General features: G+C 72.5%; 19 protein-coding genes. 3 read left to right on the forward strand and 16 right to left on the reverse strand.

Annotation, left to right across the window (positions count from 1 at the left end; all coding sequences use genetic code 11):
* Nucleotides 1–51: 51 nt before the first annotated feature.
* From BM288_RS13375 to BM288_RS13450, 16 genes are all read right to left on the reverse strand, one after another.
* Nucleotides 52–1,260, reverse strand: coding sequence for an FAD-dependent oxidoreductase (locus BM288_RS13375; RefSeq protein ID WP_092919573.1), 1,209 nt, complete (start codon nucleotides 1,258–1,260; stop codon nucleotides 52–54).
* 61 nt (nucleotides 1,261–1,321) lie between these two features.
* Nucleotides 1,322–3,616, reverse strand: coding sequence for a cell wall-binding repeat-containing protein (locus BM288_RS13380; RefSeq protein WP_092919574.1), 2,295 nt, complete (start codon nucleotides 3,614–3,616; stop codon nucleotides 1,322–1,324).
* Between the two features lie 81 nt (nucleotides 3,617–3,697).
* Nucleotides 3,698–4,132, reverse strand: coding sequence for a transcription antitermination factor NusB (nusB, locus tag BM288_RS13385; RefSeq protein WP_092919575.1), 435 nt, complete (start codon nucleotides 4,130–4,132; stop codon nucleotides 3,698–3,700).
* Nucleotide 4,133: 1 nt separating this feature from the next.
* Nucleotides 4,134–4,697 carry an elongation factor P gene (efp, locus tag BM288_RS13390; protein ID WP_092919577.1) on the reverse strand — a complete coding sequence of 188 codons (564 nt, stop codon included), beginning with the start codon at nucleotides 4,695–4,697 and terminating at the stop codon, nucleotides 4,134–4,136.
* A gap of 84 nt (nucleotides 4,698–4,781) precedes the next feature.
* On the reverse strand, nucleotides 4,782–5,216 hold the full coding sequence (gene aroQ, locus BM288_RS13395; protein ID WP_092919579.1) for a type II 3-dehydroquinate dehydratase: 435 nt from the start codon (nucleotides 5,214–5,216) through the stop codon (nucleotides 4,782–4,784).
* 54 nt (nucleotides 5,217–5,270) lie between these two features.
* On the reverse strand, nucleotides 5,271–5,627 hold the full coding sequence (locus BM288_RS13400) for a VOC family protein (RefSeq protein ID WP_092919581.1): 357 nt from the start codon (nucleotides 5,625–5,627) through the stop codon (nucleotides 5,271–5,273).
* A gap of 191 nt (nucleotides 5,628–5,818) precedes the next feature.
* Entirely contained in the window at nucleotides 5,819–6,880 is a 1,062-nt protein-coding gene (gene aroB / locus BM288_RS13405; protein WP_092919583.1) for a 3-dehydroquinate synthase, read from the reverse strand.
* Between the two features lie 58 nt (nucleotides 6,881–6,938).
* Nucleotides 6,939–7,481, reverse strand: a complete 543-nt coding sequence (locus tag BM288_RS13410; protein ID WP_318255586.1) for a shikimate kinase — start codon at nucleotides 7,479–7,481, stop codon at nucleotides 6,939–6,941.
* A 25-nt stretch (nucleotides 7,482–7,506) separates the two neighbouring features.
* A complete protein-coding gene (aroC, locus tag BM288_RS13415) occupies nucleotides 7,507–8,703 on the reverse strand; it encodes a chorismate synthase (protein ID WP_092919585.1) in 1,197 nt (398 codons plus the stop codon).
* A gap of 2 nt (nucleotides 8,704–8,705) precedes the next feature.
* Nucleotides 8,706–9,557, reverse strand: coding sequence for a hypothetical protein (locus tag BM288_RS13420; RefSeq protein ID WP_092919587.1), 852 nt, complete (start codon nucleotides 9,555–9,557; stop codon nucleotides 8,706–8,708).
* Nucleotides 9,558–10,643, reverse strand: coding sequence for an endolytic transglycosylase MltG (mltG, locus tag BM288_RS13425; RefSeq protein WP_092919588.1), 1,086 nt, complete (start codon nucleotides 10,641–10,643; stop codon nucleotides 9,558–9,560). It lies immediately after the preceding gene.
* Nucleotides 10,644–10,645: 2 nt separating this feature from the next.
* Nucleotides 10,646–11,119, reverse strand: coding sequence for a Holliday junction resolvase RuvX (gene ruvX / locus BM288_RS13430; RefSeq protein ID WP_092919590.1), 474 nt, complete (start codon nucleotides 11,117–11,119; stop codon nucleotides 10,646–10,648).
* A 20-nt stretch (nucleotides 11,120–11,139) separates the two neighbouring features.
* Nucleotides 11,140–13,797: an alanine--tRNA ligase gene (gene alaS / locus BM288_RS13435; protein WP_092919592.1), complete on the reverse strand. Its 2,658-nt coding sequence runs from the start codon at nucleotides 13,795–13,797 to the stop codon at nucleotides 11,140–11,142.
* 79 nt (nucleotides 13,798–13,876) lie between these two features.
* Nucleotides 13,877–14,056: a hypothetical protein gene (locus tag BM288_RS13440; RefSeq protein ID WP_092919594.1), complete on the reverse strand. Its 180-nt coding sequence runs from the start codon at nucleotides 14,054–14,056 to the stop codon at nucleotides 13,877–13,879.
* Between the two features lie 112 nt (nucleotides 14,057–14,168).
* Nucleotides 14,169–14,798, reverse strand: coding sequence for a 30S ribosomal protein S4 (rpsD, locus tag BM288_RS13445; RefSeq protein ID WP_092919596.1), 630 nt, complete (start codon nucleotides 14,796–14,798; stop codon nucleotides 14,169–14,171).
* 135 nt (nucleotides 14,799–14,933) lie between these two features.
* Entirely contained in the window at nucleotides 14,934–16,280 is a 1,347-nt protein-coding gene (locus tag BM288_RS13450) for a replication-associated recombination protein A (protein WP_092919598.1), read from the reverse strand.
* Nucleotides 16,281–16,490: 210 nt separating this feature from the next.
* Here BM288_RS13450 and BM288_RS13455 point away from each other — a divergent pair, with 210 nt between their 5' ends.
* From BM288_RS13455 to BM288_RS13465, 3 genes are all read left to right on the forward strand, one after another.
* Nucleotides 16,491–16,874 (forward strand): hypothetical protein, encoded by a 384-nt coding sequence (locus BM288_RS13455; RefSeq protein ID WP_092919600.1) that lies wholly within the window; start codon nucleotides 16,491–16,493, stop codon nucleotides 16,872–16,874.
* A gap of 105 nt (nucleotides 16,875–16,979) precedes the next feature.
* Nucleotides 16,980–17,750 (forward strand): peptidylprolyl isomerase, encoded by a 771-nt coding sequence (locus BM288_RS13460; RefSeq protein WP_092919602.1) that lies wholly within the window; start codon nucleotides 16,980–16,982, stop codon nucleotides 17,748–17,750.
* Between the two features lie 60 nt (nucleotides 17,751–17,810).
* Nucleotides 17,811–19,430 (forward strand): DUF349 domain-containing protein, encoded by a 1,620-nt coding sequence (locus tag BM288_RS13465; protein WP_318255587.1) that lies wholly within the window; start codon nucleotides 17,811–17,813, stop codon nucleotides 19,428–19,430.
* Nucleotides 19,431–19,438 lie beyond the last annotated feature (8 nt).

Here is a 19,438-nt window from a genome sequence, read left to right on the forward strand (position 1 = left end):
TCCCTTCTCCGCCTCACAGGACGGGCTTCAAGGTTGTCTGATGGGTCCACTCTACCGCGCGACATGCTCCGGCAGCGCGCCCAGCCCGATGAACCGCCCCATGGCATGCCGGGCGGCGGGCAAGTGCTGCACGACGCGCAACGGCAGCGGCACGGGCACCTGCTCGCCGGGCTCGGCAAGCTTGACCAGCACCGTCTCGAGCCGCCGCTGGAATGCCTGCGTCACGCGCGCCGGCCACTGACGACGACGCTGGATGCGGTGCAGCAGCGCCGTCGTCGGCCGCGCGCCGGCGAGGCGAGGTGCGAGCGCGTTCGCGGCGGCGACCGCGTCCTGGATGGCGAGGTTGATGCCGACGCCTCCCGCGGGCGACATCGCGTGCGCGGCATCGCCGATGACGAGCAGGCCGTCGCGGTGCCACTGCTCCAGGTGCTCGATGCGCACGTCGAGCACACGCACGTCCTCGGCGCCGATGGCCGCGATGCGTTCCCGGAAGGCGGGCGCGAGGGCCGCCACCCGCGCACGCATCGCGTCGAGCGAGGCGGCATCGCCGCTCCAGGCGCTCTTCCGCACGATGTGGGCGCACTGGTAGAAGTCGCCGCGCGGGATCGACAGCAGCGCGCCGTCTCCGGCCTGCATGAAGGGGATCTGCTCGCCCTCGTGCCGCGGCAGCCGGAACCAGAGCACGTCGATCGCGCTCGCACCGCCGACCGGTTCGAGTCCCGCGTGCCCGCGCAGCGCCGAGTCGCGCCCGTCGGCGAGCACGGCCAGCTTCGCGCGGATCTCCACCGGCCCGCCCGGCCCCTCGGCGCGCACGCCGACGATGCGCTCGCCGTCGCGCAGCAGTGCGGTCGCGGCCGTGCGCATCCGCAGGACGTACCCCGGGTGCTCGCGACCGGCATCCGCCAGCAGGTCGAGGAAGTCCCATTGCGGCATGAACGCGATCGCGCGGCGCCTGGTCGGCAGCCGCGTGAAGTCGGCGAGCACGAGCCGACGGCCCGAGAACGACATGGTCACCTGCGGCAGGTCGGCGTGCGGCCGCTCGAGGAAGCGCTCGAGCAGGCCGAGCTCGTGCAGGTTCTGCTGGGTCGATGGATGGATCGTGTCCCCGCGGAAATCGCGCAGGAAGTCGCCGTGCTGCTCGAGCACGGTCGCCCGCACGCCGCGCCGCGCCAGCAGCAGCCCGAGCATCAGGCCGGCCGGTCCCCCGCCGACGATGACGCAGTCGGTGGTGACGGTCTCGGTGGTCGGCTGCTCGTCCATGGCGCCCATCCTCCGCCTTCGCGCGGCAGGACGCGAGAGCCGTCGACATCGACGTCGCCCGTCAGCCGCAGAGCTCGTAGCGCGTCACGTCATGCGTGAGCGTCGGCGTGCCGCCGAGCAGCACGATCGGAGGTGCACCGAGTCGTCGGTGCTCCATCGGCAGCGACCCATCGAGGCAGCTGCTCGGCGTCAGATACAGCGGTGCGCCGCGCGCCCCGGCCACCGCCGAGGCGGCCAGCGCGTCGGGGAAGCGGTTGCCGGCAGCGATGTAGAGCGTCGGTGGGCGCGCGGGGAATGCCGCGTTGATGCGCACCGCCGTCTGGTAGCGATTCGCGCCGGCGACGCGCGTTGCCGTGCGGCCCTCACGCATCGCGTCGACGACGGCGGTGGCAACGGAGGGGATGCCGCCGACGACCGTGAGGGTCGTCGCCCCGAGCGCATCGAGCGCCGCGAGCGTGGCCGGAGACGCGGTGCCGTTGCCGTCGACGAGCAGGATCGGTGCGCCCTGCATGGCCGCGACCGGTCCGGCAGCCAGGGCATCGGGAAAGCCTCGCCCGGTCGCGATGAACGCGGTGCCGGCGCCATCGGTGAAGGCGTGCTGCGCGATGAGCGCGCTCGTCTCGTAGCGGTTGGCGCCGGCAAGCCGGGTCACCGGAGCGAGCTCGGCCAACGACGCCTCGACGGCTGCTGAGACCGACGGCAGTCCACCGACGAGGACGATCGACGTCGGGGCGAGGCGGACGAGCTCAGCGCGGGTGGCGGCCGGCAGCGCGGCCGCGGCGGTCAGCAGCAGCGGGGCACGAACGTGTGCCGCTGCCGCGCCGGCGCTCAGCGCATCGGGGAACAGCTCACCGCTGGCCACATACACCTGGCGTGCGCCGCGCGGGTAGCCGCTGGCGGAGAGCAGGGCGGCGGTCTCGAATCTGTTCTGGCCAGCGATCCGTGAGGGCGCTGCCATCGTCAGCGAGCTGTGCGTCATCATCGTCGCACCGCTGAGGTGCAGGGCGGTGGCCATGTCGACCCAGCTGCAGCGATTGATCCCGAGGTCGTAGCCGGATGCGGAGATGAGCCCGAGCGCGATGACGCCGCCGCCGGAGCGATGCCGGAAGGTCGGGCCGCCGCTGTCGCCCGGCAGGCAGGCGTAGTTCGACCACGGCGGCACCGGCGCGCTCGAGATCGATCGGTAGATCGAGCACGCCCAGTAGCCGAAGTCGTAGCAGCCGGCGGGCTCAGACGTGCGGGTCGCGTAGCGCTCCCCCTGCCGTGCCCCCGAGAACCCGACGGACGCGCCGCTGCTCACCTGGCCGGCACCGTGCACCGGCACCTCGTGCGACCCCGAGCATCCGCTCCCGAGCCACATGGTCGGGCGCGCGGACCCGGTGCGGATCACCAGCGAGTCGACGTGTCGGCTGCCCGCGACCAGGTTCTGCGACACCCGGCCGATCCCGCTGCCGCTGCCCCGCCCGCACAGATTGCTGGCGTGACCGCTCACGACCGCACCGCCGTTGGCCCCCAGCGGGAAGGCGCAGTGGCCGGCGCTCATCACCGCGGATGCGCCGTCGGAGGTGCGCACGGCGAATCCCGTCGTGCAGGCGAGATTGCCGACCCGGATGGCGTTGCCACCGCCGTAGCCGTCGGTGTCGTGCATGCGGCTCACCGGCTCGTCGGCGACATCGGCGATGAGCTCGACCGGGACGCCCAGGTCGGTGAGGCCCAGCTCGGTCAGCAGGTCGGCGCCCGTCGCCGCGGGCTCGTCCTGCATCGCGCTCGGCAGCGCCTCGATCCTGCGCTCGAGCGCGGGATGCGCGCTCGCTGCGACGTCGAGGCCGATCCGGAGGCTCGCGGCGCGCTGGTCGATGGCTGCCGAGACGATGGCGTCGCCAGTCTCGCCGTCGAGGTGCAGGACACGGTCGAGGCTCATGCACAGCGCCGTCAGCGGCTGCTCCGCCACCTCACCCACCACGAGCTGGAGCGATCGCGCCTCAGCCCGCAGATGCGTCTCGAGTCGCTCGACCTCCGCCCGCGCCAGACCGTCCGCGCCGGGTGAGCCGGTGACGCCCACGAGTCGCAGGGCGACCGCCTCGCCGCCCGAGTCGCGCTCGATCTCCGCACCAGCCACCGCATCCGCGTGCCGCAGCAGGAGCGCGTGCTGCAGCGTGCGAGCCGCCGCCTCGCGCAGCGCCCGCGCGTCGGCATCGGCTGCGACCTCGAGCGGCACGATCGCCGAGCGCACCAGGCACTCCTCGACAGCAGCGCCGATCGGGCCGGCCGTCTGCCCGGGCTGGGGTGCGGCGACGATGAGCGACGCCGCCATCACGACGGCGGCCAGGGACGAGATCAGCGCTCTGACCAGCACGGTAGTCCTCTCGTGACGGTGGACGTCCGCATTCAAGCAGGAACGTCCCCCGGCCCGGGGAAGGCCACCGGCGCGGCGGGATCAGCCGCGCTGCGCCGCGATCTTGCCGAGCACGCCGTTGATGAAGGCGCCGGAGCGCTCGGTCGAGAGCTCGTTGGCCAGGTGCACGGCCTCCGAGACCACCACGCTCGCCGGTGCCGTCTCGTGCTCGAGCTCCCACGCGCCCACCCGCAGGATCGCCAGGTCGGTGCGCGGCATGCGCTCGATGGGCCAGTGCTCGCTCGACGAGGCGATCAGCTCGTCGAGCGCCTCGGTCTCATCGGCCACGCCCGCGACGATCTCGCGCGCGAACTCGAACCAGCCGTGCTTCGACCAGCCGAGCCGGTCGGCGGTGTCGCGCAGCACCGTCTCGGGCGACTCCTCGCGCGCGTTCGCCGAGTAGATCACCTCGACGGCGTGCTTGCGCGCCTTGCGTCGCGAGGGGTAGGTCTCGCCCGGTGCGTCAGTCTTCGCCACGTCAGTCGGTGACGCGGCCGAGGTAGCTGCCGTCGCGCGTGTCGACCTTGATGCGCGTGCCCTGCTCGACGAACAGCGGCACCTGCACCTCTGCGCCGGTCTCGACGGTCGCGGCCTTGGTGCCGGCGCTCGAGCGGTCGCCCTGCAGGCCCGGCTCGGTGTAGGTGATCTCGAGCACGACGGACGCGGGCAGCTCGACCTGGAGCGCCTCGCCCTCGTGCATGGAGATGGTGGCGGTGCCGTTCTCGAGCAGGTACTTCGCGCCGTCGCCCACGATGTCGGCGGGGATCGGCAGCTGATCGTACGTGTCGTTGTCCATGAAGACGAAGTCGGTGCCGTCGTTGTACAGGAACTGGTAGTCGCGGCGGTCGACGGTGGCGAAGTCGATCTTGGTGCCGGCGTTGAAGGTCTTGTCGACCGTCTTCTGGCTGCGCGCGTTGCGCAGCTTGGTGCGCACGAAGGCGCCGCCCTTGCCGGGCTTGACGTGCTGGAACTCGATGACGCTCCAGAGCTGGCCGTCGAGGTTCAGCACCGCGCCGTTCTTGATGTCGTTCGTGGTTGCCATGAGGCGATTCCGTTCCGTGGGAGCAGGTGGGGCCGCAGGTGCCACCAGCGCTGCTGGCGGCGAGCACTGCGCCGACAGGAGAGTCTAGCGGGCGACGATCGCGGCGGCTGCGAGGGCGTAGCCGCGCAGCCCGAAGCCGGCGATCACGCCGGTCGCGACGCCGGAGACGACGGATGTGTGACGGAAGGCCTCGCGCGCGTGCGGGTTGGAGATGTGGACCTCCACGAGCGGCGCCACGCCCTGCAGCTGCGCGCAGGCGTCGCGCAGCGCGTAGGAGTAGTGCGTGAACGCCGCCGGGTTGAGGATCACCGGCGTCGCGGCATCGACCGCCTCGTGGATCCAGCCGACCAGCTCGGCCTCGTCGTCGGTCTGCCGCACATCGGCCTCGATCGGGCGCTCGGCGGTGCCGACGGCCTCCACCAGCGGCGCGATGTCGGCAACGGTCGCCGTGCCGTAGACGTCGGGCTCCCGGGTGCCGAGCCTGCCGAGGTTCGGCCCGTTGAGGACGAGGATGCGCATGGCGCCAGTCTGCCGCATCGCGGTGCCCGCGATGCGCGGGCACCGTGACGCTCGCTACATCTCGCCCTCGAACAGGCCGATGTGGTTGCCGTCGGGGTCGGTGAGCAGCGCCCACCAGCTCGTCGGCGTGATCGCGCTCTTCTCGACCGCCACCGAGCCGCCCTGCGCGGTCGCCTTCGCGAGCGCCTCGTCGATCGAGTCGACCTCGACCATGCTGCGGGGCTGCGTGAAGCCCTCGTCGCGCTCGGTCAGCGCGCCGCCCGAGACGCCGTTGGGCGCCTGGAACATCGGGTAGCCCTCGAACCCCTCCATTTCGGCGATCTGCCAGCCGAAGAGGTCGGAGTAGAAGGCGGTGGACTTCGCGAAGTCGCTGACCGGGATCTCGATGTGGGTGATGTCTCCGTGCGCCACGGTGCGCCCCTCTCGCTTCCGCCCGCCAGATGTGGGCGCTTGCGACGATGGTGGCGCAGACCGCCCACGCCCCGCCAGCGGCTCCCGCGATCGAGTGGCGGCTCCCGCGATCGAGTGGCGGCTCGTGTATGGGACTCGACGCAGCCGCCACTCACCTGCCGCAGCCGCCACTCAGCGGGCGGGGCGCGTGCTCAGTCGGCGAGCGACTGGTAGGCCATGAACAGCAGCCCCTCGTCCGGGCCCTCCAGGATACGCGGCTTGGCGACGTCGTCGAGCACCACGAAGCGCAGCATCGAGCCGCGCGACTTCTTGTCCCGCCGCATCGCGGCCAGCAGCGACTGCCAGCGCCCCACCGGGTACGTCGTCGGCAGCTCCAGCGACTCGAGGATCGCCCGGTGCCGGTCGACCACGGGCTCCGGCAGCCTGCCCGCGAGGCGCGAGAGCTCGGCGGCGAAGACCATGCCGATCGAGACGGCGGCGCCATGGCGCCAGCGATAGCGCTCGTTGTGCTCGATCGCGTGGCCGAGGGTGTGGCCGTAGTTGAGGAACTCGCGGTCGCCGTGGTCGCGGAAGTCGGTCGCGACGACCTTCGCCTTCACCTCGATCGAGCGGGCGATCACCTCGGCGAACTCGGGCGTCGTGGGGTCGGTGGATGCCTCCAGCGAGCCCTCGAGCAGCTCCAGGATGCGCGGGTCGGCGATGAAGCCCGCCTTGACGATCTCGGCGAAGCCGGTGAGCAGCTCATTGCGCGGCAGCGAGTCGACCAGCTCGAGGTCGGCGATCACGCTCGAGGGGTGGTGGAAGGCGCCGACGAGGTTCTTGCCCTGCTCGGTGTTGATGCCGGTCTTGCCGCCGACGGCGGCGTCGACGATGCCGAGCACGCTCGTGGGCACCTGCAGCACCTTGATGCCGCGCAGCCAGGTGGCTGCCGCGAAGCCGGCCAGGTCGGTGACGGCGCCGCCGCCGAGGCCCACCACCGCATCCGTCCTGGTGAACTCCGCCTGCCCCATGATCTGCCACAGGAACTGCGCGACCTCGATGCGCTTGGCCGCCTCGGCGTCTGGCACCTCGGCGAGCAGCACCTCGACGCCGAGCTCGGCCTTCAGGTGCTCGGCGATGCGGCTCATGGCGGGCTGGTGGACGACCAGCAGCCGCTGGGCATCGCCCAGGCCCGCCTGCAGGCGCTCGACCAGGATGCCCCTGCCGACGTGGACGTCGTACGGCGCCTCGGTCTCGACGCGGATGGTGGTCATGCGCTTGCGCTCCTTCAGTGGGTGGTGGTGGCGGTGATGGTGCTGATCCGCGTCGCGGTCAGAGTCCGCGCTCGGCCAGCCGGGCCTCGAGCTCGTCGACCAGCCGCGACATGGGGGTGCGCGAGGTGTCGACGGTCAGTTCGGCGAGCTCGCGGTAGATCGGTTCGCGCTCGGCGGCGATGCGGCGCCAGTCGGCGATGCCGCCGGCGACCAGGGGCCGGCCGCCGCCGCCGAGCCGGCGCTCGGCGGTGCGCTCGTCGACGGTGACCAGCACGACGGTGGCCTGCTCGCGCAGCAGCGCGCGCGTGCCCTCGTCGAGCACCGCCCCGCCGCCGAGCGCGACGACGCTGCCGGGGGTGAGCGCCTGCTGCACCGCCTGCGCCTCCCAGCGGCGGAAGGCCGGCTCGCCGTGCGTCGCGAAGATCTCCGGGATCGGCCCGTGGTCGAGCACCACGAGGCGGTCGGTGTCGGCGAAGGTGCGGCCGATGCGGGAGGCGAGCTTGCGGCCCAGCGAGGTCTTGCCGGCGGCCATCGGGCCGATCAGGGCGACCGGCGGCGTCTCGCTCGCCTCGTCGCCCGGTCGCGGGGCGTCAGCGGTCACAGGACCGCCGTCGGCGCTGCTGGCATCAGGATGCCTCCGGCACCGTGCGCAGCTGCTCGGGGATCGCGGCGAGGTACGCGTCGAGGTTCCTGCGCGTCTCGGCGACCGAGTCGCCGCCGAACTTCTCGACCATCGCCTCGGCGAGCACGAGGGCGACCATCGCCTCGGCTACCACACCCGCGGCGGGCACGGCGCAGACGTCGCTGCGCTGGTGGTGCGCCTGTGCTGCCTCGCCGGTCGCCACGTCGATCGTGCGCAGCGCGCGCGGCACCGTCGCGATCGGCTTCATGCCGGCGCGCACGCGCAAGGGGTCGCCGGTGGACATGCCGCCCTCGATGCCGCCAGCGCGCCCGGTCTCCCGGTGCGTGCCGTCCTCGCCCGCGATCAGCTCGTCGTGCGCGACGCTGCCGCGACGACGGGTGGTCTCGAAGCCGTCGCCGACCTCGACGCCCTTGATCGCCTGGATGCTCATCAGCGCCTGCGCGAGCCGGCCGTCGAGCTTGCGGTCCCAGTGCACGTAGGAGCCGAGCCCCGGCGGCAGGCCGTAGGCGAGCACCTCGACGATGCCGCCGAGCGTGTCGCCCGCTCGGCGCGCGTCCTCGACCTCGGCCAGCATCGCGGCGCTCGTGCCGGCGTGGTTGCAGCGCAGCTCGTCCGCGTCCAGCCGGTCGACGTCCTCAGGGACCGGCAGCGCCGCATCCGCCGGCACGCGCACGGGGCCGATCGAGAGCGTGTGGCTGACCAGGCGCACGCCCAGCTCACCCAGGAACGCGCGCGCCACAGCACCGAGCGCCACCCGCGCGGCGGTCTCGCGGGCGCTCGCGCGCTCGAGCACGGGCCGCGCCTCGTCGAAGCCGTGCTTCTGCATGCCCACCAGATCGGCGTGACCGGGCCGCGGTCGGGTCAGCTTCGCCGCCCTCGCCCCCGTCAGCTCGCCCTCCAGCGGCGCCGGCGACATCACCTCGGTCCACTTCGGCCACTCGGTGTTGCCGACGCGCAGCGCGATCGGGCCGCCCTGCGTCAGCCCGTGTCGCACGCCGCCGGAGATCGAGAGGGCGTCCTGCTCGAACTTCATGCGGGCGCCGCGGCCGGCGCCCAGCTTGCGTCGCTGCAGGTCGGCCTGGATCTGCTCGGCAGTGATCGGCACCCCCGCGGGAAGCCCTTCGAGCACAGCGATCAGTTCGGGGCCGTGGGATTCCCCGGCGGTGAGCCAGCGCAGCATGCCTACGATTCTTCCAGACCGGCAGTGCCGCTCCCGACCATGGCGGCCCGCATCGCCGCCGCCACGTGCTGCTCGTCGTCCAGTGCCGCGTCGACGTCGGCGTTCGCGAAGACCCGCGCCTGCAGCACGGCCTGGCCCAGCAGCATCTCGCGCCCGTCGATCACGCGCTCCGCGCCGAGCGCAGGCAGGTAGCGCGAGCCCTCCGGCCGCGCGTAGTCGGCGTCGAGCAGGACATCGGGCGGATGCGTGAAGTCCGGCACGAGGTCGGCCCCGGCCGGCAGCGTGGAGACCGCCGCGTCGACCGCTGGCAGCGGCTGCCCGAGCGGCTGCAGCGCGACCCGCACGCCGAGCCGCTCCCCCAGCGCCTCGAGCCCGGCGCCTTTCGCCGGCGTGCGCAGCGCCACGGCGACGGTGCTCGCGCCGAGCTCCGCCAGCGCCAGCAGCGCGGCCCGCGCGGTGCCGCCCGCGCCCACGATCGCGCCGGACGCGATCGAGCCGGCCCCGGCATCCGTCAGCGCCCGCACGATGCCGCCCACGTCGGTGTTCCAGCCGCGCAGCTGGGGGCCCAGCAGCAGCGTGTTCACCGCGCCGGTCAGCTCGGCGCGCGCGTCGACCGTCGCCGCCAGCCGCCGCGCCTCGTGCTTGAGCGGTGCGGTGACCGACAGTCCGAGCCAGGCTGCGTCGAGCACGTCGACGAAGTCGGCCAGCTCGCCCGCGGCGACGAGCCGGCGCTCATAGCGCCAGTCGAGCCCGAGCTCGCGCGCGGCCGCGGCCTGCAGCACCGGCGAGAGCGAATGCTCGATCGGAGCCCCGACGACCGCGAGCCGCCGGGTGCCGCCGCCGAGCCGCTGCACTCAGCCGCCCCAGCCCGGGTTGTCGCGCAGGAACTGCTGGAACTGCGCGACCGCCACCTGGTGCTGGTCGTACGTCTCGGAGAAGATCGTCTCGCCGGTCTCCGGGTTCACCGTGACGAAGTACAGCCACGGGCCCTCGGTCGGCTCGAGCACCGCCTGGATCGCCTGGTCGCCCGGTGCCCCGATCGGCCCGACCGGCAGCCCGGGGTGCTGGTAGGTGTTGTACGGGTTTGTCGCGTCCGCCCGCTCCTCGGCGGTCGTGGTCACGACGTGCAGGTTGCCGGTGCCGTACGCGACGGTGGCATCCGACTGCAGCGGCATGTTGATGTCGAGCCGGTTCTGGAAGACGCGAGCCACCTTGCCGAAGTCGTCGGCGAAGCGCGCCTCGCGCTGCACGAGCGCGGCGAAGGTGAGCACACGCTGCGCGTCGGCCTCGGCGACGCCGTGCGAGGCGAGGGCCTGCCGCTGCCGGTCGATCATCGCCTGGATCACGCCCTCCGCGGTGACGCCCTCGTCGAACGTGTAGGTGGCCGGGAACATCCAGCCCTCGATCGTCAGCGCGTCTGCCGGCAGGCCGAACCGGGCCGGATCGTCCTTGAGCGGCAGGAACTCCGCTGCGGGGATGCCGAGGTCCCGCTCGAGCCGCTCGAACACCTGCTGGAAGGTGTAGCCCTCGGGCACCGTCACGCGCAGCTCGACCTTGCTCTCCGGGTCGAGGAGCGCATCGAGAGCGCCCTGCGCAGACATCTGCTGCCGCAGCTGGTATCCGCCCGGGTGCAGCTGGATCGACGGGTCGGCGACCAGGATGTCGGTGAACGCCTCGGCGCTCGCGATGACGTCCTGCTCGACGAGCGTCGCAGCCACGTCGTAGCCGTTCTGGCCGGGCTCGATCTGCACCGTCACCTCGCCGGTGCCGGGGCCCGGGTAGTCCTCCGCCTCGGCGAAGCGCTCCTGCAGCTGCCCGATGCCCCAGGCCGCGGCGAAGCCGAGGCCGACGAGCACCGCCAGTGCGATGCTCCAGCCGATCAGCCGCCTGCGGCCCCGTCGCTTGCGCTCAGCCTGGGCGCGTGCGCGTCGTCCTGCCATGGTCAGCCCTCTCGCTGTGCGGCTGCGCCGCCGTCGGTGAGCAGCTCGCCCGGGGCCCGCCCGGATGCGCGCTCGCTGTCGAGCGCGTGCTGCAGGATGACGACCGCGGCCGCCTGATCGATCGTGGCGCGCTGCTGGCGCGTCGATTTGCCGGATGCGCGCATGCCTGCCGAGGCGGTCACGGTCGAGAGCCGCTCGTCCACCAGCCGCACGGGCATGCTGGCGGCGAGCTGCGCCGCCATGTCGCGCGCGTCCTGCGTGCTCGGGGTGTCGCCACCAGAGAGCGAGATCGGCAGGCCGACGACGGCCTCGACCGCGCCCAGCTCCTCGGCGATCGCGCGCAGCCGGGTGACGACGTCGATGCTCGCACGCTGGATCGTCTCCACCGGAGTCGCCAGCAGGCCGTCGCGGTCGCAGCGGGCCACGCCGACGCGGGCCCTGCCCACGTCGACGCCGATCCGCACGCCTGCTCGCATGGTGTTCGACCCCGAGCCGCTCAGCGGTTCAGCCCCTCGCGCACGGCGAGCAGCGCCGCGGGCATCGCGCTCGCGTCCTGCCCACCGCCCTGCGCCATGTCGGGCTTGCCGCCACCGCCGCCCCCGAGCACGCCCGCCGCCGCCTTCGCGAGCGGTCCGGCCGCCCGACCGGCGTCGCGAGCGGCCTGGTTGGTGGCGACCACGATCGCCGGCTTGCCGTCGACGGCGCCGCCGATGGCGACCACCGCGGGCTCGGCGCCCAGGCGCTCGCGCACCTGGCCGGCGAGCGAGCGCAGGTCGTCGGCCGAGCCCACCGCACCGAGATCGATCGCAGCCAGGCGCACATCGCCGACCCGTTCGGCGGCGTCGGCGATCGGCTGCACGCGGCCGGCGAGCTGCTTCGACTCGAACTCGGCGATGCGCTTCTCCGCGCTCTTGAGCGACGCGACGATCTCCTGGATCCTGCCGGGCAGCTGCTCCTTCGGCGTCTTGAGCATCGAGGTGAGCTCGCTCACCAGGGTGCGCTCCGCGACCAGCTGCTCGAACGCATCCGCCCCCACGGCCGCCTCGACGCGACGCGCGCTCGAGCCGACGCTCGCCTCGCTCGTGATCGAGATGAGGCCGACCTGGCTGGAGGTGCCGACGTGGGTGCCGCCGCAGAGCTCGCGCGACCACGGGCCGCCGATGTCGACCATGCGCACCGTGCTGCCGTACTTCTCGCCGAACAGCGACATCGCACCGAGCGCTTTCGCCTCGTCGAGCGGCATCACGCGGGTCTCGACCGGCAGGTCGTCGCTGATGGCGCTGTTGGCGATGCCCTCGAGCTCCTGCCGCATGTCGCCCGAGAGCGGGCTCGACCACGAGAAGTCGAGGCGCATGTAGCCGGCCTTGTTGTACGAGCCGGCCTGCACGGCGTCGGGGCCGAGCAGCTGGCGCAGCGCCGCGTGCACGAGGTGGGTGGCCGAGTGGGCGCGGTTCGCGCCGCGGCGGTAGAGCGGGTCGACCACCGCGTGCGCGACGTCGCCGACGGCGATCTCGCCGCTGGTCACGCGCACGGTGTGGCTGATGAGGCCCTGCACGGGCCGCTGCACGTCGAGCACGTCGGCCTCGAAGCCGGGGCCGACGAGGCGGCCCTGGTCGCTGTCCTGGCCGCCGGACTCCGCGTAGAGCGAGGTGGCGGTGAGCACCACCTCCACCTCCTGGTCGACGGTCGCCGAGGCGACCTGCGCGCCATCGGCGATGATGCCGATCACCTCGCCGTCGGCCTCGAGCTCGTCGTAGCCGAGGAACGCCGTCTCGCCCTTGCCGCGCAGCTCGGAGTAGACCGAGAGGTCGGCGAGCTGGCGGCGGCGCGACTTGGCATCCGCCTTCGCGCGCGTGCGCTGCTCGCTCATGAGCGTCTCGAAGCTCGAGCGGTCGACGGCGAGGCCCGCCTCCTCGGCGATCTCCATCGTCAGATCGATCGGGAAGCCGTAGGTGTCGTGCAGCAGGAAGGCGGTCTTGCCGGGCACCGTGTGGCCGGAGTCCTCTCGCACATCCGCCATCGCGAGGTCGAGCACGGTCGAGCCGGCCTCGAGCGTCTTCAGGAAGGTCTGCTCCTCGGCGACCGCCAGGCGCTCGATGCGGCCGTACGACTCCTGCAGATCGGGGTACGCGGTCGACATGGCGTCGAAGCTGGCGCGGAAGAGGGTCGGGAAGGTCGCCTCGTGCACGCCCAGCAGCCGCATGCCGCGGATCGAGCGGCGCATCAGGCGGCGGAGGATGTAGCCGCGGCCCTCGTTGCCGGGGGTGACGCCGTCGCCCATCAGCATGAGCGACGAGCGCACGTGATCGGCGACCACGCGCATCCGCACGTCGTCCTCGTGCACGGCGCCGTAGCGGCGGCCGGAGAGCTCGCTGGCGAGGTCGAGCACGGGCCGCACCTGGTCGATCTCGTACATGTTCTGCACGCCCTGCTTGAGGAAGGCGATGCGCTCGAGTCCCATGCCGGTGTCGATGTTCTTGCTCGGCAGCTCGCGCACGATCGTGAACTCGGTCTTCGAGCGCACGTCGGCGATCTCGTCCTGCATGAAGACGAGGTTCCAGATCTCCACGTAGCGGTCGTGGCCGGTCGCGGGGCCGCCCTCGGGGCCGTACTCGGGACCCAGGTCGTAGAAGATCTCGGAGTCGGGGCCGGCGGGGCCGGGCTGCCCGGTCATCCAGTAGTTGTCCTCGAGCCCGAGGCGCTGGATGCGCTCCTGCGGGATGTCGGTGAGCTCGAGCCACAGGCGCTCGGCCTCGTCGTCGGTCTCGTAGACCGTCGCCCACAGCCGCGCCGGGTCGAACGCGTAGCCGCCGTCGGCCTCGGAGCCGGTGAGCAGCTCCCACGCGTACTGGATGGCCTCGCGCTTGAAGTAGTCGCCGAACGACCAGTTGCCGGCCATCTGGAAGAAGGTGCCGTGCCGCGGCGTGCGGCCGACCTCCTCGATGTCGTTGGTGCGGATGCACTTCTGCACGTCCGCGACGCGGGGCCAGGGGGCGGGAACGCGGCCCGACAGGTAGGGGATGAAGGGCACCATGCCGGCGATCGTGAACATGATCGCGGGGTCGTCGCTGACCAGCGACGCCGAGGGGACGATGGTGTGGCCGCGCTGCTCGAAGTGCTTCAGGAAGCGGCTGTGGATCTCTGCGGTCTGCATCAGCTCAGGTCTTTCCAGCCCCGTGCGGGGCCTGACGAGCCCGGGCGCACGATCGCGCCCGGGCTCGGATCGGGTCGTCTCACTCGCCTCGCAGCTCGCGGTCGCGAGCCTGGTAGCCGTCCTTGACGGCATCCGAGAACTCACGCGAGCGGTCGTCGACGCTGTCGAGGAAAGCCTTGCCCTTCTCGGTCTCCTCGATGCGGCGGGCGGCGAAGACGCCGATGACGACGCCGATGGCCAGGAACAGGAGCTTCTTCACAGCGGGTCCCTCTCGTGTCTCGCTTGTCCCGCATCGGATCGATGACGGGGCGGTTCAGTCTAACGACGAAGAGGGGCCGCCACCCGGCGACCCCTCTTCGGCTGCGCTCGGGTCAGCGAGCTGCGTAGTACTCGACGACGAGCTGGACGTCGGCGACGACGGGAACCTCTGCGCGCTTGGGGCGGCGCACGAGGCGCGCCTGCAGGCGGTCGAGCTGCACGTCGAGGTACGGCGGCACCGGGGGCAGCACCTGGGCGTGACCGCCGGCGGCTGCGACCTGGAAGGGCTCCATGCCCTCGCTGCGCTCATGCACGTGGATGGTCTGGCCCTCCTTCACGCGGAAGGACGGGCGGTCGACGCGCTGGCCGTCGACCATGATGTGGCGGTGCACGACGAGCTGGCGGGCCTGCGAGGTGGTGCGGGCGAAGCCGGCGCGCAGCACGAGCGCGTCGAGACGCATCTCGAGCAGCTCGACCAGGTTCTCACCGGTCAGGCCGCGCTGGCGACGTGCCTCGTTGAAGACGATGCGCAGCTGCGCCTCGCGCAGCCCGTACTGGGCGCGCAGACGCTGCTTCTCGCGCAGACGGACGGCGTAGTCGCTGTCGGCCTTGCGCTTGGTGCGGCCGTGCTGGCCGGGGCCGTAGGGACGCTTCTCGAGGTAACGGGCCGCCTTCGGGGTGAGGGCGACGCCGAGTGCGCGCGAGAGGCGCACCTTCGAACGGGAACGGGACTTCGTGGACATGACTTCCTTCGCTGAGTCGCTGCCGCGCGAGCGGCTGCCGCGGCGGAGTGCCGGGGCTTAAGGAGGGTTGCGGGCCCGTGGGGGAAGCTGCCGTGGCATGCCGCCGCCCGGTGGGCCGTCGTCCAGACTAGCAGATCAGCGATCGCCCTTCAGGATGGCGCGGATGCGCTCGAGCCTGGCAGCGACGTCGCGCTCGAAGCCGTGCTGGCCGGCCTCGTAGTAGCGGCGGCCCACGAGCGGGTCGGGCAGGTACTGCTGCGTGGCGACACCGTGCGGCGCGTCGTGCGCGTACCGGTAGCCCTTGCCGTGCCCGAGCCGCTTCGCGCCCGGGTAGTGGGCGTCGCGCAGATGCGCGGGGACACGGCCGAAGTCGCCGGCGCGCACGTCGGCGATCGCCGCATCCATCCCCTTGTAGGAGCGGTTCGACTTCGGGGCGGTCGCCAGATAGACCGTCGCCTCGGCGAGCGGGATGCGGCCCTCGGGCATGCCGATCATCTGCACAGCCGTCGCGGCAGCGGTCGCGATCACGAGGCCCTGGGGGTCGGCCATGCCGATGTCCTCGCTCGCGAGCACGATGATGCGGCGGGCGATGAAGCGCGGGTCCTCCCCCGCCTCGATCATGCGCGCGAGGTAGTGCAGCGATGCGTCGGGGTCGGAGCCGCGCACCGACTTGATGAACGCGGAGATCACGTCGTAGTGCTCGTCGCCCTGCCGGTCGTAGCGCAGCAGTGCCCGGTCGACCGCGCTCGCCAGGGCCTCCGCGGTCACGGTCGCGGGCGCATCCGCCTCGTCGTCGTCCACCGACTGCTCGACCGGCTCCGCCGCCTCGAGCGCGTGCGCGCCGGCTGCCTCGAGGGCAGTCAGCGCCCGGCGGGCATCGCCGGAGGAGAGGCGGATGAGCTGCGCCTTCGCATCGTCCTCGAGCGCGATCCGGGAGTCGAAGCCGCGCGGGTCGGCGACGGCGCGGTCGACGAGCTCGGCGATGTCGGCATCCTCGAGCGGCTCGAGCGTCAGCAGCAGCGACCGCGACAGCAGCGGAGAGATGACGCTGAAGGAGGGGTTCTCCGTGGTCGCTGCGATGAGCGTGACCCAGCCCTGCTCGACGCCGGGCAGCAGCGCATCCTGCTGCGCCTTCGTGAAGCGGTGGATCTCATCGAGGAAGAGCACAGTCGACTGGCCGAAGAGGTCGCGCTGGTTGAGCGAGTCCTCCATCACCTGCCGCACGTCCTTGACGCCGGCGGTGACGGCGCTCAACTCGACGAAGCGGCGGTCGGAGGTGTGCGCGATCGACTGCGCGAGCGTCGTCTTGCCGGTGCCGGGCGGCCCCCAGAGGATGACGCTCTGGCCGCTGGCGCCGTCGCTCGGCGCCGCGAGCCTGCGCAGCGGCGAGCCGGGACCGAGCAGATGCCGCTGGCCGACGACCTCGTCGAGGCTCGTCGGGCGCATGCGCACCGCGAGCGGCGCTGTCGTCCCCCTGGCCATGCCTCCATGCTAGGCGCGGCCGCTGACGCGCCCCGACGGCGAGCGCTCGCCACGGGCGCGGCGGTGTGCGGGTTCCTCCCGCGCTCGGCGAAACTCAGCAGATGGACCATGTCGCACGCGCTCGCGCGCACGCCAGCAACGGCAACACCGGTGCTGCCATCGCGCTGCTGAAGCCGCTCGTCGGCACGGAGCAGCCGCCCCCTCGCCGAGGTGCTCGCCCTGCGGACGGCGTACAACGATCGCGCTGCCGAGCGGCACCGCAGAGCGATCGAGGAATCGAAGGCCACACCAGAAGGGCGCGCGCTGCAACGCGAGGAGGCGATCTGGGCCACCGCCATCGTCGTGGTCGCGATCGCAGTGGTCGGCCCCTCGCTCGTCGTCTTCGGGTCTCTCCTGCTCGACCAGCAGCCATTGGCCGCATGGGCGGCCGCAGTCGGGTGGGGCCTGGCCGCGATCGCATCGTTCCTGATCGCGGTGGCCGGCTGGATCGGCGAGCGAAGGCTGCGGCTGGGCTGGGCGTTCTGGGCGAGCCTGGTCATGGCGGCCGTCGCCGCCGGGCACGGCGTGCTCGCGGCGAGCTGGAGCACATCCTGAGGGCCGCGCTGCCGCGATGAGCGCCGGACAACCGGTAGCCTGAACGCCGGTCGCGCCCGAGCCTCATCGGGCGAGCACATCGCGGTAGTCAGACGAGGAGAGCCCGTGGTCACGAAGCAGGAGCAGGAGCGGCGCGTCCGCGACTATCGCGCACGGCAGACCGTGAACGATCGCAGGAAGCGGCGCCAGACGCGCGACTCCGTGATCGGCGGCGTGCTCGCCGCCGTCGTGCTCTTCGGCGGCATCGGCCTCGTCTCGCTCGTGCAGCCGCCCGCCGCGCCAGAGGAGACCGCGGCGCCGGCGGCCACCGATCCGGCGGCCAGCGAGCCCGCGGCGCCCGAGTCGGAGGTGCCGGACGCCTCGCTCGCCGAGGATCGCGCCTGGACAGGCACGCTCACGCTCAACGGCATCGACCTCGGCGTCGAGCTCGACGCCTCGCTCGCGCCGCAGGCGGTGTCGTCGGTGCTGTTCGACACCCAGCGCGACTACTACGACGGCAAGACGTGCCACCGCCTGACCACCAGCGAGGGCTTCAGCGTGCTGCAGTGCGGCTCGGTCGACGGCCAGGGCTCGGGCGACCCGTCGTTCATGTACGGCCCGATCGAGAACGCGCCGGCCGACGACGTCTACGTCGAGGGCACGATCGCCATGGCTCGTCAGGGCGGCAACGCCGACTCGAACGGCCACCAGTTCTTCATCGTCTACGGCGACACCACCATCCCCTCCGACGCCGCCGGCGGCTACACCGTCATCGGCCAGGTCACCTCCGGGCTCGATCAGCTGCAGGAGCAGGTCATCGCCAATGGCACGGTGGACGACCAGCCCGACGGCGCACCCGCTGAGCCGGTCACCATCGACGACTTCGTCCTGCAGTAGCCGAGCGCCCACACCGCGCTAGGCTCGTCCTGCCCGTTCCCTCGTACGAGAGACTCCGTCATGCCCGAGCCCATCCAGCCCACCGACGCCGACGCCCAGCAGCAGCCTGCTGACGAGGTCGCGCCCGAGACCACCGAGACCAGCGATGACGCTGCCCCGGCGGTCGCCGAGCCGAGCGGGGAGGCAGTGCCCGACACGGCGCAGACCGCCACCGATGCCCCGGTCGCCGGGCAGGAGCCCGCCGCCGACCCCGCGGTGCCCGCGAAGCCCGCAGCACCCGCCGCCGACCTCGAGGCACCTGCCGCGAAGCCCGTCGCGCCTGCCGCCGATCCTGAAGCACCTGCGGCGCAGTCGGCAGCGCCCGCTGAGGCAGAGGCACCCGCAGCGGAGGCGGAAGCGCCCGCCGCGGCCGAGGCTCCCGCACCCGCGCCGGCAGAGGGGCCGAGCATGGGCGAGACCGTCATCGAGCGCGGCCTGGGCCGCGTCGACGCCGCAGGCACGGTCGCGGTCAAGGACGGCGAGACCTGGCGCGTGGTCGGGCAGTTCCCCGACGCGACGCCCGAGGAGGCCCTCGCCTACTTCGAGCGCAAGTTCGCCGAGCTCGAGGGCCAGGTGCGCCTGCTCGAGCAGCGCATCCGCGGTGGTGCGAACGCCAAGGACGTCGCGAAGGCTGCGTCGCACCTGCACGACGCCGTCGGCAACGCCAGCGCCGTCGGCGACACCGCCTCGCTGCTCACCCGTCTCGACGCGCTGCGCGGCGAGCTCGGTCAGCTCGAGGCCGAGCAGCAGGCGGCCAGCAAGGCAGAGCTCGACGCAGCGATCGCCGAGCGCACGCGCGTCGTCGAGTCGATCGAGCAGCTCGCGGCCGGTGACCTCGCTGACGTGCAGTGGAAGCAGATGATGCAGAAGGTCGATCTGCTCTTCGCCGACTGGCAGCGCCTGCAGAAGGACGGCCCGCGCGTGCCGAAGGGCCAGGCAGACGCGCTCTGGAAGCGCTTCCGCGACGCCCGCAGCACGCTCGAGACCGCTCGCCGCAAGTTCTTCGCCGAGCTCGACGCCTCCCACAAGGACGTCCGCGCGCGCAAGCAGGCACTCGTCGAGCAGGCGCAGGCGCTTGCGCCCAAGGGCGCCGACGGCATCCCCGCCTACCGTGCGCTGCTCGACCAGTGGAAGGCCGCCGGTCGCGCCGGCCGCAAGGTCGACGACGCGCTCTGGGCGCAGTTCAAGGAGGCCGGCGACGTCCTCTTCGAGGCGAAGTCGGAGCAGGTCGCCGTCGACAACGAGGAGTACACGGCCAATCTGGTCGCCAAGCGCGAGCTGCTCGACGAGGCCGCGCCGATCCTCGAGATGAAGGACCGCGCGGCCGCCCGCGACGCGCTCATCGGCATCCAGCAGCGCTGGGATGAGATCGGCCGCGTGCCCCGCGAGGCGCTGCGCGAGGTCGAGGACCGCATGCGCAAGATCGAGACGCACGTGCGCGAGCTCGACGAGCAGCACTGGAAGAGCCACAACCCCGAGCGGAAGGCGCGCTCGGAGGGCCTCGCCGGACAGCTCGAGGACGCCATCGAGAAGCTCGAGGGTGAGCTCGCCGCAGCGAAGGACGCGAAGCGCAAGGCCGAGATCGAGGCAGAGCTCGAGACCAAGCGGTCCTGGCTCCAGGTGGTCGCCGCCGCCGGCTGATCCGAGGG

The sequence above is a fragment of the Agrococcus baldri genome (assembly GCA_900114805.1).
GTDB classification, from domain to species: domain Bacteria; phylum Actinomycetota; class Actinomycetes; order Actinomycetales; family Microbacteriaceae; genus Agrococcus; species Agrococcus baldri.

Coding starts and splice junctions, on each gene's coding strand:
- mltG (WP_092919588.1), bottom strand. CDS start 10,643: ATGGCAGGACGACGCGCACGCGCCCAGGCTGAGCGCAAGCGACGGGGC.
- aroC (WP_092919585.1), bottom strand. CDS start 8,703: ATGCTGCGCTGGCTCACCGCCGGGGAATCCCACGGCCCCGAACTGATC.
- ruvX (WP_092919590.1), bottom strand. CDS start 11,119: ATGCGAGCAGGCGTGCGGATCGGCGTCGACGTGGGCAGGGCCCGCGTC.
- alaS (WP_092919592.1), bottom strand. CDS start 13,797: ATGCAGACCGCAGAGATCCACAGCCGCTTCCTGAAGCACTTCGAGCAG.
- BM288_RS13465 (WP_318255587.1), top strand. CDS start 17,811: ATGCCCGAGCCCATCCAGCCCACCGACGCCGACGCCCAGCAGCAGCCT.
- aroQ (WP_092919579.1), bottom strand. CDS start 5,216: ATGCGCATCCTCGTCCTCAACGGGCCGAACCTCGGCAGGCTCGGCACC.
- BM288_RS13375 (WP_092919573.1), bottom strand. CDS start 1,260: ATGGACGAGCAGCCGACCACCGAGACCGTCACCACCGACTGCGTCATC.
- rpsD (WP_092919596.1), bottom strand. CDS start 14,798: ATGTCCACGAAGTCCCGTTCCCGTTCGAAGGTGCGCCTCTCGCGCGCA.
- BM288_RS13450 (WP_092919598.1), bottom strand. CDS start 16,280: ATGGCCAGGGGGACGACAGCGCCGCTCGCGGTGCGCATGCGCCCGACG.
- aroB (WP_092919583.1), bottom strand. CDS start 6,880: ATGACCACCATCCGCGTCGAGACCGAGGCGCCGTACGACGTCCACGTC.
- efp (WP_092919577.1), bottom strand. CDS start 4,697: ATGGCAACCACGAACGACATCAAGAACGGCGCGGTGCTGAACCTCGAC.